This is a genomic window from Daejeonella lutea (assembly GCF_900168015.1).
Classification (GTDB): Bacteria; Bacteroidota; Bacteroidia; order Sphingobacteriales; family Sphingobacteriaceae; genus Daejeonella; species Daejeonella lutea.
In genome coordinates this window covers 1,277,105-1,295,202 of record NZ_FUYR01000001.1, presented here as the reverse complement: position 1 = coordinate 1,295,202, position 18,098 = coordinate 1,277,105, and the positions used below count along the sequence as shown (strand labels likewise).

Annotated in this window: 19 protein-coding genes; 14 read left to right on the top strand and 5 right to left on the bottom strand. The window is 43.5% G+C overall.

What is annotated here, in order from left to right:
* Positions 1-18 precede the first annotated feature (18 nt).
* Entirely contained in the window at positions 19-1,374 is a 1,356-nt protein-coding gene (locus B5X60_RS05815; RefSeq protein ID WP_079701668.1) for a RagB/SusD family nutrient uptake outer membrane protein, read from the top strand.
* 49 nt (positions 1,375-1,423) lie between these two features.
* Here the strand turns inward: B5X60_RS05815 and B5X60_RS05810 are convergent, their stop codons facing one another.
* The 3 genes from B5X60_RS05810 to B5X60_RS05800 all read right to left on the bottom strand — a co-directional run bounded on the left by B5X60_RS05810 (position 1,424) and on the right by B5X60_RS05800 (position 2,531).
* Complete coding sequence (locus B5X60_RS05810; RefSeq protein ID WP_079701667.1) at positions 1,424-1,720, bottom strand: hypothetical protein; 297 nt, start codon at positions 1,718-1,720, stop codon at positions 1,424-1,426.
* Positions 1,721-1,840: 120 nt separating this feature from the next.
* On the bottom strand, positions 1,841-2,257 hold the full coding sequence (locus tag B5X60_RS05805) for a MauE/DoxX family redox-associated membrane protein (protein ID WP_079701666.1): 417 nt from the start codon (positions 2,255-2,257) through the stop codon (positions 1,841-1,843).
* A 55-nt stretch (positions 2,258-2,312) separates the two neighbouring features.
* Positions 2,313-2,531: a DeoR family transcriptional regulator gene (locus B5X60_RS05800; RefSeq protein ID WP_079701665.1), complete on the bottom strand. Its 219-nt coding sequence runs from the start codon at positions 2,529-2,531 to the stop codon at positions 2,313-2,315.
* Positions 2,532-2,733: 202 nt separating this feature from the next.
* On the opposite strand from B5X60_RS05800, the gene B5X60_RS05795 reads away from it, so the two are divergent.
* From B5X60_RS05795 to B5X60_RS05785, 3 genes are all read left to right on the top strand, one after another.
* A complete protein-coding gene (locus B5X60_RS05795; RefSeq protein WP_079701664.1) occupies positions 2,734-5,520 on the top strand; it encodes a lantibiotic dehydratase in 2,787 nt (928 codons plus the stop codon).
* Positions 5,521-5,591: 71 nt separating this feature from the next.
* Positions 5,592-6,383 (top strand): hypothetical protein, encoded by a 792-nt coding sequence (locus B5X60_RS05790; RefSeq protein WP_079701663.1) that lies wholly within the window; start codon positions 5,592-5,594, stop codon positions 6,381-6,383.
* Positions 6,384-6,406: 23 nt separating this feature from the next.
* Positions 6,407-7,399, top strand: coding sequence for a protein-glutamine glutaminase family protein (locus B5X60_RS05785; RefSeq protein WP_079701662.1), 993 nt, complete (start codon positions 6,407-6,409; stop codon positions 7,397-7,399).
* Between the two features lie 95 nt (positions 7,400-7,494).
* On the opposite strand, the gene B5X60_RS05780 is transcribed toward B5X60_RS05785, so the two are convergent.
* A complete protein-coding gene (locus B5X60_RS05780; RefSeq protein ID WP_079701661.1) occupies positions 7,495-8,238 on the bottom strand; it encodes a LytR/AlgR family response regulator transcription factor in 744 nt (247 codons plus the stop codon).
* Position 8,239: 1 nt separating this feature from the next.
* Entirely contained in the window at positions 8,240-9,316 is a 1,077-nt protein-coding gene (locus B5X60_RS05775; protein ID WP_079701660.1) for a sensor histidine kinase, read from the bottom strand.
* Between the two features lie 299 nt (positions 9,317-9,615).
* Here B5X60_RS05775 and B5X60_RS18230 point away from each other — a divergent pair, with 299 nt between their 5' ends.
* The 10 genes from B5X60_RS18230 to B5X60_RS05720 all read left to right on the top strand — a co-directional run bounded on the left by B5X60_RS18230 (position 9,616) and on the right by B5X60_RS05720 (position 18,095).
* Complete coding sequence (locus B5X60_RS18230; protein ID WP_170878386.1) at positions 9,616-9,774, top strand: hypothetical protein; 159 nt, start codon at positions 9,616-9,618, stop codon at positions 9,772-9,774.
* A gap of 97 nt (positions 9,775-9,871) precedes the next feature.
* Positions 9,872-10,069 carry a hypothetical protein gene (locus B5X60_RS05765; protein ID WP_139377369.1) on the top strand — a complete coding sequence of 66 codons (198 nt, stop codon included), beginning with the start codon at positions 9,872-9,874 and terminating at the stop codon, positions 10,067-10,069.
* 201 nt (positions 10,070-10,270) lie between these two features.
* On the top strand, positions 10,271-10,696 hold the full coding sequence (locus tag B5X60_RS05760) for a helix-turn-helix domain-containing protein (RefSeq protein WP_079701657.1): 426 nt from the start codon (positions 10,271-10,273) through the stop codon (positions 10,694-10,696).
* A gap of 327 nt (positions 10,697-11,023) precedes the next feature.
* Complete coding sequence (locus tag B5X60_RS05755; protein WP_079701656.1) at positions 11,024-12,316, top strand: hypothetical protein; 1,293 nt, start codon at positions 11,024-11,026, stop codon at positions 12,314-12,316.
* Between the two features lie 222 nt (positions 12,317-12,538).
* A complete protein-coding gene (locus tag B5X60_RS05750; protein WP_139377368.1) occupies positions 12,539-13,789 on the top strand; it encodes a hypothetical protein in 1,251 nt (416 codons plus the stop codon).
* 263 nt (positions 13,790-14,052) lie between these two features.
* Positions 14,053-14,322: a hypothetical protein gene (locus B5X60_RS05745; protein ID WP_079701654.1), complete on the top strand. Its 270-nt coding sequence runs from the start codon at positions 14,053-14,055 to the stop codon at positions 14,320-14,322.
* Between the two features lie 753 nt (positions 14,323-15,075).
* Complete coding sequence (locus B5X60_RS05735; protein ID WP_079701652.1) at positions 15,076-15,720, top strand: DUF6266 family protein; 645 nt, start codon at positions 15,076-15,078, stop codon at positions 15,718-15,720.
* A 240-nt stretch (positions 15,721-15,960) separates the two neighbouring features.
* Positions 15,961-16,329, top strand: coding sequence for a hypothetical protein (locus B5X60_RS05730; protein WP_079701651.1), 369 nt, complete (start codon positions 15,961-15,963; stop codon positions 16,327-16,329).
* Between the two features lie 253 nt (positions 16,330-16,582).
* On the top strand, positions 16,583-17,239 hold the full coding sequence (locus B5X60_RS05725) for a DUF6266 family protein (protein WP_139377367.1): 657 nt from the start codon (positions 16,583-16,585) through the stop codon (positions 17,237-17,239).
* Positions 17,229-18,095: a hypothetical protein gene (locus tag B5X60_RS05720; protein ID WP_079701649.1), complete on the top strand. Its 867-nt coding sequence runs from the start codon at positions 17,229-17,231 to the stop codon at positions 18,093-18,095. The genes B5X60_RS05725 and B5X60_RS05720 overlap by 11 nt, the downstream gene beginning before the upstream one ends.
* The last annotated feature ends 3 nt before the right edge of the window (positions 18,096-18,098 follow it).

Sequence of the window (18,098 nt, the reverse complement as noted above, 5' to 3'; positions counted from 1 at the left end):
TCATTAAACCAAAGAATCATGAAAATAAAATATAGCCTGATCATATTATTGAGCTGTCTCAGCATATCCTGCGAGAAATATCTGGAAGTGAAACCTGATAAAAAGCTTGCGGTGCCTTCTGACAATCTAAGCAATTTGAAGCTCTTGCTCGATGATACGAATACAATGAACCAGCAGGTGCCGGCATTGGGTGAAGCAGCCTCTGATAATATTTTTATACGGGATACACAGTTCGATCCGGTCGCGCAGGTATCGATAACATCCGTAAATTCTTATTTATGGCAAAGTGATGTCTTTAACGATAAGGCGAGGAATGATTGGGCCTTGCCTTATGCTGTTATAATTAACACAAACCTTGTGCTTGAGGGAACGGATAAGATTCAGCCCAGAGCTTCAGAACAGCAGTTATGGAATACTGTTAAAGGCTCGGCACTATTATTTCGGTCTTTCGCCTTTTATACGCTCCTCCAGGAATTTGCCAGACCCTATAATGTTACTACTGCTTCACAGGATCCTGGCATTGTCCTTAAATTGAATTCCGATATCAACGAGGTTTCGAAAAGGTCTAGTGTCAGGCAATGCTACGATAAAATTGTAAGCGACCTGACCGAAGCTGTGAAACTGCTTCCTGAAAATGTAACGTTCAGGACAGAACCGACGACGGCAGCGGGATATGCTCTCCTGGCGCGTGTCTATCTTAGCATGAATGATTACAGTCAATCTTTGATCAATGCTGAGAAAGCACTGCAGTTATTCCCAACTCTAATGGACTATAACTCATTAAGCGCAGCTGCTACCTTTCCGTTTAAGCGCTACAATGAGGAAGTGATCTTTCATGCTTCACTAGTTCAAGACAGGGCTCTCGCTTACCCATATGCCTGCGCGGACGAAATTTTATACAACGAATACAGAGCAGACGACCTGCGAAAAAGTTTATTTTTCAGGCGCAACGGTCCGGCAGACATCCAGTTCCGGGGAAGCTATGTGGGTTCACTGACTAACTTCGGCGGGATGGCAAGTGATGAGCTTTATCTTATCGCAGCCGAGTGCGCGTCAAGAATAGGAAATCGTGCAAAAGCGTTGGATTATTTGAATAAGCTCGCTGCCAAAAGATATAAGCAGCCCGGTTTTGTAAATTTTCAGGCTGGTACAGATCAGGAGGCTCTCGACCTGATCTTGAAAGAGCGTAGAAAGGAGCTGCTTTTTAGAAACCTCCGATGGGGAGATATAAACCGGCTGAAAGCCGAGGCGCGCTATCGTACTACTATAACTAAAGTGTCGAAAGGTGTGGTTTACGTGCTTCCAGCGGAAAAGAACTATGTGTTTTTAATTCCGCGAAAAGTTATTGAAGCTAGTGGGATGGCACAAAATTAAAACGAATGTTAAAGTAAGACCCTGCCCGGGTCTTACCTTTTTTTATAGTTTAAAGCTCCTCTCTAACCGCCACAGGAGAATCTACTCCGGCTTGTGTTGGTTTTCCACTAATGCCATCTTCTTCTGCCTGTATAGCACAAAGATCTGCATCACCATTACATTCAGGCTCGCCAGGTAATTCGCTGTAAGCTTGGGGATCATCCGGATCACCTGCGAGCGGATTATAAGAAAACCATTGGATTGAACTTCCAATATTTTGTTTTGCTTCTGGTGCTTTGAATGCGAAAGCAACAAATGAACCCAGTATTAAAGCAATTAGACCGAAATTGATTTTGAAATTTTTCATAATTAGGAATGCTTTTTTAGATCAAAAAGCAAGCGAAAAACTTTGGTTTATATTTTTGTTAATCAACACACTGGCCTCTCACTTTCTTAAAGTTTCAGCCCATTTCCCATTATTATTTTCTTATGCGACCTCCTTTTTTAATGAAACAAATCCTATAAGCGCCAATGCTAAAAAGACAAGATTGAATGCAAGATGCTCGGACCATCCAAGCTGCGATAATACGCCGCCGCAAGAGCAGGGTATTTTGCCAAATACGCCTGCCAGGATCAGGACGATATAAATACTAAACCAAGCTAATAAGACTGCCGACAGCACAAATCCGTAGATCCGGGTCAGGGTGAAGCAAAGCAAGCCCGCCAGTACTAATTCAGTAAAGGGGACCAGGTATACCAAAATATCCGCCACCTCTGCCGTAAAAACTTGCTTGCTCATTTGACTTTTAAAGTATGAGAATACTGCAAGCTTACTGACTGCTGCATAGGACCACAGAAGGATGAGCAGTCCAGAAGTGATTGTAACAATGAGCGGGCATTTCATAGTAATTGATTTATGCATGTAAAGAAAAAAGACCAAAACGGAAAAAAATTCAGCTTTACTTTTTGTCGTCGTTTTTTTTCAAAACGTATCGCTGGAGGGAGCGGGAAAAGTGTATCTCATGGCCTTCGTCCCGAAGCTCGTTAAGCCAATTTGTGATTGTATCCTCACTGCAATCGAAATATCGTGCAGCCTGTTGGCGGGAAATGAAGCGGCCTTTTTCAAGCATTTCCAGCATCACCTTCAGATGTTGTCCGTGGGAACGATAGGAATTCATATTCCGGCTATTAAAATTCCGCTTAAGGGTTAAGCCGTACTTTGGTTGGGCACGCTTACCTCTATTTTCAGATGAATTTGGACGATATCTGCTGGTGTAAGAATTTATTTACACCATCGTCGCAACTCGCTTGATGAACACGGTTTAATAGCAGGCTACATCATGTCGAAGGCGTAGAGTCTCGGGGTAATTTCGATTGCCTATGATGAACTACGATCTCCATCCCCGGATCATTCTGCGTGTACCACGATTTCCTGTAAATAGGGCAGGGGCTGGGATGGATGAAATGCTCAAGGATCCGGTGTTCAGAGAGGCCCTTTACCTGGCGAGTGATTCACTTTACAAGGAGTTGGAGAAAAACGATTTTGAGTTGAATGCTTGCAGTAAGAAAGTAAGGCATTCCCTGGCAAAATACCAGAAGCGAATGTGCTACAGGCCAACACCTTTCGGAACTTTTGCTGGAGTGGCGCTTGTTCCAATCGTCGGAGAATCCGGGATAATTGTTAAAACTGATTCGTTTAGAGCGCTTGTAAAAGAAAAGCATAAAACATCTGATATAAGTCAGTGTTCCTCCTATCGCGTCAATCCATTTCTTTACCCTTACGGCGAGGATTTTCGAGTTCTTACGAAAACGGAAAATGGTTCTCAATCTACATTTTCAATTTCCGAGGTTTTCGGTTCCGGTTTAATAGGAAAGCTTATCTCAAAACACGGTTCCTTTAGCAATAAATATCTGGAGAATTTAATTCGGGAACACGGCATCAATAACGCTGAGCTTAATGAGTTTGCTGATCAGCTAAAAAACTTGCAGATCATCCTGCCGGCTCATAAAAGCCTGCAAGAGTACCCCGTTTTATTGGCGGCGAAACCCAGGAAGGCTCCGGGATCAAAATACGATTCTTATTGTACTGTGCGTGTGGATGGTTCTTTACCTACGGGCATAGAGCGGAAGATCCGACAGGGTATTCATTGCCTGGAGAAGATCAGTATCAGGCATGAGTCTGCAGCATTAACTCAATTTAAAACACGATTTGAGAAGCTTTTCGACAGGAGAACAGTACCCTTGCTGCAAGCGCTGGACCCGGAGCTCGGAATAGACTACGACGGATTGACTGGTAATAGCTCGGCCGAAAGACAGGCAGGAGCTGCGGGCATCCCATGGTCGCCACTGCATGAGCTGCTGCTTTCTAAATGGACGAGCCATAAAGGTTCAATTCCCGAACTGGAGATATCTGATAGCGACCTCGCCGGCCTGAAAACCAGTGAGAGAGTCTATCCTCCCGGCATGGCAGTCATGTTCAGCTCCCTGGGCGACAAGCTCCATGTTAAAGCTGCTGGAGGAGCTAGCAGCCTGAATATGATCGGTCGTTTCACCGCTCTTGACTCAGTTATCCTGGATGTCGCGAAGGAGCTTGCTTCAGTGGAGATCAACCATAACCCGGAAGTAGTGTTTGCTGAGATCTTGCATGTAGATGGCCCGGATGTAGCTAGTGTGAACACCAGGGCCACAGTTTACCAATACCAGATTCCTTTTTTTGAAGCACCGGATGTTCAGGACGAATTTGTTTTAGATCTGGGCGATTTGTATGTATCCCTGGTAAACAATCGACTTATTCTACGCTCTGCCCGGTTGAACAAACAGGTAATCCCCCGGTATAGTAATGCCTATAACTTCCATCGGAGTACGCTGCCAGTATTTCGTTTTCTTTGTGATCTGCAGCACGAGGGACTTGATTCAAATTTAAACTTCAGTATGGCCGGGCTTTTCCCCGGACTAGCTTTTTATCCAAGAGTAGTCTATAAAGACGTAATACTTGAAGCGGCCTCCTGGCGAATGAACGCTAAGGAACTCTTTCCAGCTGCCGGAGAGTATCCTACAACGCAATTCTCCGCCTTCAACGAATTTGCCTCCCGGATAAATCTCCCCGAAGAATTCTATTACGAAGTTCACGATCATTTGCTCCACATTAATCGCTCCCTTGGAGAGGATGTTGCACTGTTGCTGCAAACTATCCCTGTAGCCGGCAAGGTCATACTGCGGGAATACTTTAAAAGTCAGGAAACCATGGTGAAAGATGAACAGGATAATGGATATACACACGAGTGTATCGCTTTTCTGACCAATAGGGAGATAAGCTATCCGAACCTCGTCGGGCGCGAAATACTCATGCATGAATCGAAGAGCAAGTTGCTGCCTTTTGATGAGTGGCTGTACCTTAAGATTTACCTGCATCCTGCAGGTTATCCCGATTTGCTGCTAAACTTCATTCAGCCCTTTATCAAAGAAAATCTGGATAGTGGCAATATCGTTTCCTGGTTTTTTATCAGCTACTATGATGATGACTTTCATTTACGGCTTCGGGTGAAACAGGTGAACATCCGGTACGCGATTCTCTTGGAGCGATATCAGGAATTGGAAAGCAAGCTGCGCCTATTACCCAACATAAGAAAGATCGAATTGTCGACTTATTTCAAGGAGACGGAGAGGTATGCACCTATAGGCATTGAAAAAGCAGAGCGGATTTTTGAGATGAGCAGCGAAATTGTTTTATCAGAGCTGAGCGATGCTGGGCCAGGAAGTGAAGAAAAGCTGATTTTCTCTGCAGTTAATCATTTGCTTATCCTCTTTAATGCACTGAATTTCTCTTTATCAGACTTACACGAGCTTTGCGAAGGTGTTACAGGAAATCTGGGGAAGAGTAAGAGAATTGACTTCGATACCCAATTCAGATCTTATCGGCGCGAACTGCTGCAACATGTTGGTCGACATGTCGGCACCTCATTAGAGAAGCAATATTTGGAATATGTCCGGATAGCTGTTATGGCTCTCCCGTCGTGGACAAAGCCGCAGATGATCATAGATATAAATCATATGCATCTTAACAGGCTTTTTCTTCATGATCAACGTGACAACGAAGTTCGCTCATATTATTTCGCGGCAAAAATCGCCAGAGCCCTTGCATCTCAATCCGTGTTCGATCGGGAATAATGAAAGTTAAAATGGTGGAAATCCACCAGTTACAGTTATATATATATAATTAAATTCGATAAACTAAGCTTATGAAAACAACTTTCACATTTATTTTTGCGCAGCTTTTATTTTTAACAGCCTTGGCGCAAATGGGGCCGAACTACATTAACAAGTCCCAGAAACCTAATTTCCTGGATAGCACAATAACCGATACCGATCTAAAATTCGACATAATCGGAGCAGCCGGTCTTTTCGACGGACTGAACGGTGAATCTGATAAGAGTCTCGGGAAAGGATCAACCGGTGTTTCGTTTTATAAAGAAGGACGTCTTCAGGGAAATCTCATTTTCTCCCTGCAAAATAATTCGACTATAGACTTTACTGGAGATAAGTCTAACGGGGGATCTTTGTTATTGCCTGGAAATGGTGGACACTCTTTCCAATTTGATTTGCGATCAGTTTTTAAACCCGGTAACAAATGGGGTTATAATACTTCGTTTATTGCTGCCTCTGTTGACTGGAGACAAGACGCGGTGACGTATAAGGCAACTCCATTAAGTCTAAAAGCCCAGCTTACGCGTTTTCTTTTTAACCATGAAGGGCCAAAATCAACGATTTCAGCAACAGCTGATCTGGGCTTGTCCTACCGGGGATTTAAGGGCGACGCCTCAACGGAAGATGACTTTAAGCAGAAAATATTTGGAACAACCAAGACAGGCTTTTGGGGGGGAGAATTAAATGTTGACTTATGGTTTAACGATACACATTTCTTTTTTGCATTACCTGTAATAGGTGGGGCAAAAATTAAGGGTTTGACTAATGGACAGGTAACTATCGGCGGTGCAATAAGCGGAAAACTCTTTAAGGATATAATTAACTAAACCTCAAATTTAATAACAACTATATGCAAGCGATCGTTAAAAGTTTTCTTGTCGCATTTATTATCATAGCAAGCTATTCCAAGGGAAGTGGCCAGTCGCATTTCAGTGTTAACGAATATGCTGTAAATCTTAAAAATTATCCGGCATATTCGGCTGCGGAAGTACAGGCCGCAATTCAGAGCGTTAAGACAAGTGAATATTTTGATTATCGTTACATAAACTCCGGGTGTAATTTCAAATCACATTATATTAGTTTGTGGCTCAAGGCTAAGTTCAATATGGAGACTTTTAAGGTTTGGAATTTTGCTAAAAACATGATTTATCCGAACGGGTTTGGTGTGCAGTTAAAGATGCCTGACCCAAATCACCTCACGAAAAATGACAGCATCTATTGGGGTTTTCATGTAGCAGCGGCCATACTTCAGAAGAGAATTGTGAACGGCAAAACATTTACCGATACGATGGTTATAGACCTGCCTACCAACCCCAATCAGTCTATTCCACTATCTAATTGGCTCACAGCTCAAAATCAAAACAATTCATATTTCACATTCACAGATAGAAAGTACTGCAATTTTAGAACCGTGCCAGTGGAAGGCGCTAATATTTTTGCCGGGGTGTTTTGGGATGATACCTATAGTATGAACAACAGTCTTGTTGCAAATGCACTTGCACGGGATATTGTGGTAATGAAGTATTTAAATGAAAGCCTTTTACCGCAGATCTCGAACGACAATTTAATGCAGCAACATGTTCAGATGAGAGAACAACGTCGAGCGCAGATGCCGCAGATGAGGGCTGCTAAAAAGGAGCAGGGATTTACAGATGAGCAAATAGACGCTGAGTTCAAACTTATGGAGTGGAAGGCTGACAGTGCTATGCAAGCCCGACGATATGAGTTTACCAAAACGATTGCTGATATATCCAACTTAAGCCTCCCTGTTGAATACCAAAATCAAATTACGCCCCTAACGACTCGAATTCAAAATCATATCATAGCAGATTTGAGGAAATAACAGATTCGTTTGGCAGCACATTGAATGAAGTCATCGGTTTTTATACGGTGACGATAGAAGGTTGAATGCTGTGAATCCCTCGTATAAACGTAAGGCTAATCGCCGGTTTTTCGGCGGTCCGTAGAAAAAATTCTATTTTTTAATCTGATCAGCAGTTCCTGCCGGTAGCTTGCCCCAATGGGTACTGCGAATTCATTTTTCATGTAGAGCTTGTTATCGATATGGCGTGCAATACTGTCGAGATTTACAACATAGCTCTTGTGGACTTTTAGGAAATTATTCCGGTTGAGCTTAAACTCAAATTCCTTAAGCGTTAAATAGGTAATGTGAGTACCTTTTTCCGTATGCAGCTTGACATAATTTTGCAGTGATTCGAGGTACAGGATTTCATTAAAATGAATTTTTATGAGTTCACCCTGTCGGTTTCCCCGGATATAGAAGTAAGTTTCTTCTTGTGGGGCAGAATTGACTTCGCTTTGTATCCGGCTCTGCACTTTAGCAACTGCTTTCAGGAACCTCGGGTAAGAAACAGGTTTGACCAGGAAATCATAAGCATCTTTTTCAAATGCTTCTAATGCATGTTCGGAATGCGAGGTAACAAAGATCACCGCTGTATGAGAATTGATCAATCCGGCGAGTTCCAAGCCTGTAATACCAGGCATCTCTATATCCAGGAAAGTGATTTTAGGTTTGCCATCCTTGGGTATAACCGAGAAAATGTCCCGTGGATTGTTAGTGGAATAAGTAAGTGAAAGACTGGGTGTCTGCGCTACATAATCTTGCAGGATCTCAAGTGAATCAGCTTCATCATCTACAATGTAACAGCTATAATCTGACATATCATTTTAGGTTAAGATGTAATTTGAGTTTGAAAATATTCTTATCAGCTCCATATTCAAGGCTATACCTGCCTGGATAATGCAATTCCAGCCGCTTACGTGTATTGGTCAAACCAACTCCATTGCCTCGTCTCGGATCCGTTCTGGTGTAGTTGCTGGTTTGCAGGTTGAGTTGCCCATCCAAAACGCTAATCTCAATAATCGGGGGAATATCTGCTCGATTCAGATCACCATGTTGAAAAACATTTTCCACCAAGCTGATCAATAACAAAGGAATAATCTTCAGCTCCCGATCCTCATTAAAGATCTTTAAATCAATATGCGCCGAGTATCGCATTTGCTGCAGTTTGAAGTAATTGCTAATATGGTCCAACTCATCTTCCACCGGAACCTCCTCTGTGGCAGCCTGTGGCTTCAGCGCATATTGCATCAGATCCGCTAATGCCATCACATATTCAGCACTATTTGGATCATTTTTACGAATGCGGTTGTACACAGAGTTCAGTGAATTGAAAAGGAAGTGAGGGTTGATTTGGGATCGGAGGAACGATAATTCGGAGTTAAGCAATTCAGCTTTTAGCGACTCTTTCTCTTTCTGATGAGTTAAAGTCTCAGTCAAGTATTCGATGTTTCGTCTTTGACTTGCTAACAAGTTTAACGCTATACGAAATCCAGTGCTTAAACCAGCGATGTACAAAAACCGGTAGAACGTTCCTAAATGAAATAATCGTGACGACGGATCAATAACATTTACTTCCCAACCGCTCGCGGCCAGATAGTTATTTATTAAGACATTCAACCCATAATAAACTGCAAGTTCTAGGCCGAGAAAAAGAGACAACTTGACGAAATCAATTACCGTCTTAACAGATAAATCTGCCAAAATTATAAAACAGTGTACGTAAAATAGAATAATATAAAGCGGGTAATGAAATAGGTAATCAGAGTAATGATTGTATGACCCTCTTATGGCGGCCGACAAAGTCACTTCATAACAGATAAATACTACCCAGGCAACTACATGGTAGTATATTGTATAACGCTTCTCAGGGATATTTTTTAAAACTAAATCACGCATCGAGCCGCTTTTATCAAGTAGGTTCTGGTGTTAATGTAAAAGATTAGGTAGAAAAAAGTAGAGGGCGCTTCTTTATCATAAATATAGAAATTTATGAAAACACAGAAAGCAAAATTCGCCCTATTGAAAAAGTCTGGTTGCTTTACGTTCGGTAAATCAAAAAGTCACACCGCTCCTTTTTCAGATTCAACAATTGTCATCACTACCACAGTAACCTTTGCCTTACCACGTAATTCTTAACGCTCACATTGGAAAGCTTCCGCAAGGAAGCTTTTCCCTTAAATCTAAATTTACCAATCATGAAAAAACTAACCATACCCCTTTTACTGTTCATCATCACACTGGGCACATCCTGTGAGAAAGACGAAATCACCCCTGCAAACCCAAATGCTAAACAAGAAATAATCGAGTGCAGAAAGTGCATGGAAGGCTGGGATATCACCGATCCAATTCCATAATTATTTTTATCTTTAAATTCGAAACCACATGGCCTACATAGCAGTAACTCCCGAAATAATTCTCAGGTTAAAATCTCTTGGATTTACATCCTGCGAGATGAACCTGCTCCAGCCCGATGAGCCAACGGAGGCAAGGGTAGAGCTCGTTCCCGGTAAAGTTCAGAATCTTACAATTGGAATGATCTCCCTGGAAGACCGTGACATTTACCAGTACATCGACGAACCATCACCGATGGCCAAATACGTCATCGACGAGTCCTACCTGGTGAACGTCACAGTGCCAAAACTTCAGTAGTTCCAGTCTAACTTTTTGTATTCACCATACTATCTTCTCAGGTACTTCACCACGGTATTTTAGCGGTTCCCTTGTAGACGTATGGTACCTTAGCCAGACACTTTCAACTTTCAACTTTCCACTTTTAACTTTCAACTGAAAAGTTTGGTACGCTAGAAAAGCACCGTCAACCGTCCACCGTCAACTGTCCACTTAATAATTATGGAAATCTTCAACTTCGGAGCCAACCTCCGCCGCAAGCGCATCCTCGCCGGTATCAGCCAGGAAGCAGTCGCTTTTAAAATGAATATTTCACAATCCAAATATTCCCGGATCGAAAGGGGCAGATTTTTGCCGGATGATCAGTTTATTGCGCAATTAGCGGAATTTCTCGGAATTCCGGAAAGCACCCTGAAACCAAAAGGATGGGATCATTCTAAAAAAATTAAGCTCGTTTCCTCATTAACGTATCCCGGCGTGATAGCTTATCGCATTCTGCTGATTGTAGCTGCATGGGACGTGACACGGGGGTTCTGGGACGGAGCACAAATCTCATCTATCGTGACGAAGTTGGTGCTAGCTTGTTTAATTGGATTCGCGGCTTTGGTGTTTTGGTATTATACGGAGTACACCATTGATGAAGAGTAGGGGTTTCCATCCATCAAGTCATTTTGGTCGTTTTGAACCTTATCCCGGTGGTTTATAACATAATCCTGCTTTGTATCTACAGCAAGTCGACGATCGTCTACACAATGTGCTGAAATTAGAGGAAGTTCATAGTTTGTAACTTTTTCATCTTGATTGTATAGGTAACTTTAATTCAAAACCTAAACAACTAACTATGAAAACAGAACAAAAATCCTTCTGAGACCTACGCGACCTTTACTGTCAACGGCTATTGTCCCTTTACAATTCACCTCAGAAAATGAAGGTCCCTGCCCGATAAATGCACATCATTTTTGTCGATATTTAACAATGCCTATATTTAATTTTAAGTATTATGGCTTCAAGTATTATGGTTGGTTCACAGCCATAATACTTTTGTGTTTTTCTATTACATCGAAAGGTCAGAATTCATTTGGTGTTCGGATCACCCCCAGCCAAATCGTTTCTCCAAAGGTAACTAACACGTCGAGTGCGCTTATTTATGGCGAGAGACGACTTGCTTTTGATGCCGCAGTTGATTATAGGCACGAGCTCACTAAGAATTTTTCAATTGGCACTGGGCTGAATATTGGACTTATCGACTTCAATCATGTAATGATAGCACCAGTAGATGCTTTCGGAAGTGGAACAGGTTCTGGGAAGATCTATATCAACTCCACTAACGATAATTTTGTTTATACCGGGTTAATTCTAACTCCCGATTACCGTTTCAAAATACATCGCTCAACCTTGCATTTATCATCTGGACCAAATATTAGAGCATACTATGGCAATGAGGCACCCGATGTTTCCAACTATGCTTTTAATAGAACTGCTCCATGGAATCCAGTCATTGATCCTGCCGATTTCGAAGTCAGTATCCCGTCCGCTAAGGGTAAATTAAGGGTGGACTTAACTACTTCTTTAACAATAGAACGTAGAGTTTCTGAGCGAACCAACATCCTTTTCGGAATCCGATACAATTTGGGTTTCAAACCAATTTCCGAGGGAACTATGTATGTCAACATGTATGGGCAGAGATTTGATGGCCGTTTCGACATCCGGTCAAGTTACATAGGATTAGACCTCCAACTTAGATATTTAACAAAAGCTCCTAACAGCGGGTATGATAGATTGGCTCCTATTGCGTCCGATAATCAGGACTTTAGGCGGGCAATTTACATCGACGTGTTAGGTAGTAGCCCGCTTGGATCTATAAATTACGATATGAGGTTAAAGCGTCATCATAACGATGGACTTGGATTTCGGGCAGGTTTTGGCCTCGGGAGTTTCGTGCAATCTGATTATACCAAAACGTCCAGGTACTATTCACTTCCAATTGGAGTCAGCTATGTCGTCGGACCAAAACGGCATGGGCTTGAAGCTGGGATAGGTTACACTGCTCAGTTTTTAACTACTACTACTCCACCAGATGTGGAAAACAATTCTTCCTTTGCAAATCTCAATATTGGTTATCGTTTTCAGCCTCTGAAGGATGGCCTGTTATTTAGGCTATATTGGACACCGACATTTAAAAACAATGATTTTTATTATGACCAGCCGGGCGATGCAAATTTTCACACTCAATGGGCTGGTGCTTCGATCGGGTTTAGTTTTAGATAGTTTAAGAGCAGTTGAGGCATTTTCCTTAATGCAGGCGCCATTGCAAACAGTTCCGATGTTCAGGTTTTTGCAGGAATATTCAGAGTGAGGAAGATATCATGCCAACGACCTCCAGTATTACTTTCAGCGAAAGAGATTTCTAGAATTCTCTTCGCCATTAGTTTTGTGGTGCAACTTGTACTCTAGATGGAGACTTTGTACGAGTATTTACACTGTATAAAAATGAACTATTCTTTGCAAATGCGATGCGGACTTCTGTCCGCAATTCATTTTGTTGTTATGATCGGTACAGGAACGGCGCAGAACACCATAGGTCTCCGTTTTACTCCCAATATCATTTCCAATCCTAAAGTTGTTAATCCATCACCAGCACGGATATATGGAGAACGGACCTTTTCATTTGACGCCGGGTTTGACTATAACCACCAATTCAAAAAGAACTGGGGAATTAGTGGGGGAATTGACTTAGGTATTGTCGACTGGAATCATTATTTTGAAGCGCCGGCAAACGCTTTCGGAACGAAAAAAGGTACTGGTATAATTTCTGATAATTCAAACGGAGAAAACTATTTCTACTACGGCCTTTCATTTCAGGCGATATATCGTTTTAGCTGGGGCGAAAATACATTTCGTTTATCCGGTAGGCCAAATATACGAGCATACAACAACGGGCGAGAGAGCGATATAACAACATATGCAATCAACCGCGCAACACCATGGAACCCCAATGATCCCAATGCGGGTCCTCCTGACTTTCGGCTTAGTCTGCCCCCGGTTAGCCCTCAATTACACACAAATTTAAGTTTAGCTTTAGGGATAGAACGGCGAGTTTCCGACCAGATGCAACTTGTTCTGGGAATACGGAAAAACTGGGGCCTAAAGCCGATTTCGGACGGTACACTTCTTGTTCAGATGTATGACCAGGTATACAATGGGGGCTTTGCAACCCGTTCAAATTATATTGGCCTCGACCTCCAGCTTCGGTATGCAACAAAAAAGCCAGAAATCAAATATTCACGTGCAGAACCTCTACCGTCTGACAAACAAGGTTTCAGGAAAGCAATATTTGCTGAAGCGCTTGGAAACAGCCTCCTCTCATTAAATTACGATATGCGATTACAGCGCTTCAAAAACGATGGATTGGGCATAAGAGCTGGATTAGGGCTGGGTCAGCAGTTTGATAATTCATTCAGTGATTTTAATCGTTTTATCGCAGTACCGGTAACAATTAACTACATTTTCGGCGCCCAACGCCACGGCATTGAGACTGGAGTAGGAATTACACCTCAAATAGCTTTGTCGAATAGCGGCACATCGGATCAGATCAAGCCTTTGGGTTTTTTCAACTTAGGTTACAGGTATCAACCTTTGAAAGACGGGCTTTTATTCCGTGCAACATGGGCTCCGCACCTTGACTCGGGATCGATCCAGTATATTTGGTTAGGAGCGTCAATTGGATACAGCTTTCGATGAGTAACTATCAGAACTGAAAGATGGGTCTAAGGCCCACAGCTCATTCCTCCCATTTCCACAACAACCTATATCATTCCAGCGAAGGCCCGGTCCTCATTCCAATTCCTGAGGCAAACATCCATGTTAAGTATTTGATAGTTAAATCTTAATCAATTTCAGTCACGCACCTAACTAATTTAGTCACTCATCTGACTAGTTTAGTCACTAAAAAACTAGAGATTTTTATCCTGTTCTAACACATTTGTGCATTCAATCATTCCACGGTGGAAGACGAACGCATCATACAAGTTTTAGAAAAGATGGAGGCCAACCAGCAGGTCATCATAAGTCTTTTGCGTGAGCACAACCTCGCCCTGCAATTTGATCCAGACATGTGGAAAGACAACCTTGTAGCGCAGAAGATCTTAGGCGTTAGCAAATCAACCCTTTTAAGAATCCGCGATCCCGAGGAATTTATATATGAGCAGCGCGGGAAACGCACGTATTACTACTTACCGAGTATTTTTCCGAAGGTCAACGCGTATCTCAAATAAGCTAAGTACGTCGTTTGCAGCGTTGGTGTGCTGAAACCTTAAATATAGAGACGAGGTTGACGGTTGACAGTTGACTGTTGAAAGTTGAGAGTTGACAGTTGGGAATGCAGGTAAGTAAGAGGGTGATCTCCAATTGAATTGAAGGTCCGCCGTAAATTGGATCTGGAACTCGACTCTCGCAGCTCATGTCTTGCTTCTCATAGCTGATCTCTCCAAACCGCCTTCTAGTGTTCTCCTTCGTACCTTGTTTGTCTATTATTGCCCTGGCGCTAGTTAAAATGCGGTTGGAGACGAAGAAAAGACGAAGAAGGTACAAACAAAAGGTATTTTTTGGTCTGGGATGCCCCTTCGGTTCAAAAACTAGCTTTAAGGGCTGTTAAATTTTCATTTTGACATGAGGTTGTAGTCGGAGGTCTGAAGTCGGAAGTCTGAGAAAGCCAGTTAATCAGGAAATCGCTCCTTCTGTTTCCTATGTATTCTTTCAAGTATCCAACACCGTTCGAAAACAACCCGTACTTGGCACTCCATTTCCAGTCTAGTTTCCCTATTCCCACAAAAAAAAACCTCTCCAATTTCCAACCCCCCGCTCTGACCTCAGACCTCCGACCTCCGACTTCAGATGTCGCATTCCGTTTCATTCCGCGTCAATTCGTGTCAAATCGTTTCAAAATTTCAGGTCCAGTCTATTTCTCCCCACGTTTGTGCTGTACATGTACAACAGCATATTTTTTTAAACCTTAAAAATTAGAAACAATGGGAAAATACAATAAAGGAATACTAGGAGCCTTTTCCGGCAAGGTCGGGACTGTAATTGGAAGCTCCTGGAACGGGATCGATTATATGCGGAGTTTGCCGCGGCCTTCAAGCAAGGCACCGTCAGATGCGCAGTTGATCCACAGGGCGAAATTCGGACTCGTCAACGGCTTTCTCGGCCCTGTTAGCAGTCTTGTGAACATCGGCTATAAGAGCCTGGCCACGAAAAAGACTGGCTACAACGTGGCCATTGCCGAAATGATGTCTGATGCCATTACCGGCATATACCCTGACTTTGAGATCGACTACACGAAAATCTTCTTCAGTAAGGGGAGCCTTACCGGTGTGTATGGTGTGCTTGCCGCATCAACTACCGCCGGTGAGATTGATATCACCTGGGCAGACAATTCCGATTCAGGAACCGCGAAGGCAACTGATAAAGCAGTGGTTTTAATTTACAACCCGGCCAAATCAGTCTTTGTCTACAACCTCGACAACGGAGCTTTGAGATCAGCAGCAACGGATACAATCATCCTTCCTGCTGAATTCTCCGGCGACGAAGTTCAGGTCTGGATCGGGTTTATGACCCCTGACAAGAAAACCTTCTCTACCAGCATTCATGCGGGGCAGATAGTGGTGGCGTAATTAACAGCGGCGGGGTGAAGAACCCCGCCTTGTGTATCAAGAATCAAGTATCAAGAATCAAGACTCGGGGGAAATAAACGACGGGTTTCTGTCCAATTAAAATGGACGATGAGAGAGATTGCCGCGCTGCGCTCGCAAAGACAAAACGGGTTTCGTGCTGCGCCCTTATCACCCAAGAGCCTTCCCTGACTTATAACCTAATACCTACAACTTATATCGTACAATTTACAACTTAACAAAATGCATCTAACTCAAAAATACTTCCTCCCTGCACACTTTCCTTTTAGAAAGGAATTCGCAGGCATACTGGTGATCATCATCATCTTCTTATCCTACCCATACTTCATTCGGGAGATTGACATGACTGCAGCCGCGATAGACCCCGGGGTTTACAGCGCGATCATTCTTGCAGTCTCAGCAATCCTGATCTTCAAAGCTGCAACCTGGTGGATCATTAAAAATATCTGGCCGGTGTTTGCGACCTATTCGGATTATCATTTCGAAGGGAATTTTAAGAGCCTCGCACCCGGGCAGAAGGTGCTTGTTTACCTGGGATTTTATTTAGTAATTCTTTACGGGTTTATTGAGGTACTGGGGGCTTTTATATAGTTTCTGAACAGGAGCAAAGAACAAAGAGCAAAGAACAAGGACCGTCGAGAATCAAGAATCAAGAGCCAACCAGCCGCCAGCAGGCAGGGAAGCAAGACAAAGGGACGCCAAAATCAGGCGAATGTTACAACTATCTCGTAGATGAAAGCACGCTCAGCTCGCTGTGCATCTCCGCCCAGTCTGTCAACTGTCAACTGTCAACTGTCAACTGTCAACTGTCAACCGTCCACTATCAACTTTCAACTTAAATAATATGGCACATTTACACTCAGGCATCATGGGACCCGTTTCCGGTAAGATTGGAAACCTGGTCTATTACATAACTAAAGGAAAAAATTTAGTTCGCCGGGCACCCGGCAAAAGCAAAAAGAAACCGACAACTAAGCAACTGGCTCAACGGGCAAAGTTTGGTGAGGCGATGCGTTTCATTTCACCGATCTCGAAACTTATAAATGAAAGCTACAAGCTGTTCAATCGCCGCCAGATCGGGACAAACTTCCTTATCCGGGAGATCTTGAAAAATGCGATGATGGGTAAATACCCGCACTTCTTTATCGATTACCCCAAGGTAAGCCTGGTCCGCGGAACTTTGCCCTGGGCTATGGGCTCACTCCAGCATCAAGCGGGAACGTGCAATCTGGATATCACCTGGGAAGTTGCTTCCAACCCAATCTATTTGGAGGATGAGCTAATGGTACTGATCCGTTGCTGTACGACAGGAAACTGGTTCATTGCTGAAAAGGTTGCCCAACGCGCACAAGGCGGCTGCACCATTCGCATAGAAGCACCAGTCGACCACGGGATGGTGCAGGTCTGGATAGTATTCCGCTCTCCGGATCGCAGCAGCTACTCTAACAGCGAGTACCTCGGAGAAGTAATTACTGATAAATCACTGAACTATGAAAATTAACAGCACATTAAATGGAGGCGTAAGGAACCACGTCTCCATTCTTCCGGCTCTGTTTCCGGCAATTGTTTTTCTAATGATCGGGATGAATGTTCGTTCGTCGGCTGTCCCTCCAGTTATGAAAGTCAATCCCCTTGTTGAACGTGTCCGCCAGATCTACACCTCCCAGATCGGCATCCGCGAAAAGCCATCCAACTCCGGGCCGCAGGTTGAGAAGTATCTAAAGTATGTTGGCTTAGGCAAAGGCAATCCCTGGTGTGCGGCGTTTGTGTGCTGGAGCCTCGGCAAAGCTGGTGTGTATAATCCTCGAAGCGGCTGGTCTCCAGATCTTTTTGCCGGTAAGAGAGTAATCTGGGCTTCGAGTTCTTTGCCAGTATCAAGTATCAAGAATCAAGAATCAAGACTCGGGGGTGTTAAACTGGGTGAACTTTCTCTGAATACTGTCGATTGGATTCCGACTGCCGTGCGTTGTGCATGTCCCCCGCTGGCGGGGGGTCGGGGTGGATTTCGTTCTTTTAACCTTCCCTCTCCAAGCTCCGAGTTCCAATTTCAGACGTCTTCGCGTGCATATCCGCCCAGACTGGCAACTGATAACTGGCAACTGACAACCACCCCCTTTTCAAATAAAAGACCCCCACCCAATCCCTCAACCCCAACCACCGGAGACATCTTCGGTCTCTATTTCCCCGAAAAAGGAAGGATATCCCACACCGGCTTCATCGACCAATGGGACGGCACCTGGATGATCTCTGTGGAAGGCAATACCAATATCGCTGGCAGCAGGGAAGGAGATGGGGTTTACCGAAAGCGCCGGCTGGTCAAATCGGTGTATCAGGTGGCGCGATATATCAACGATTAAGAC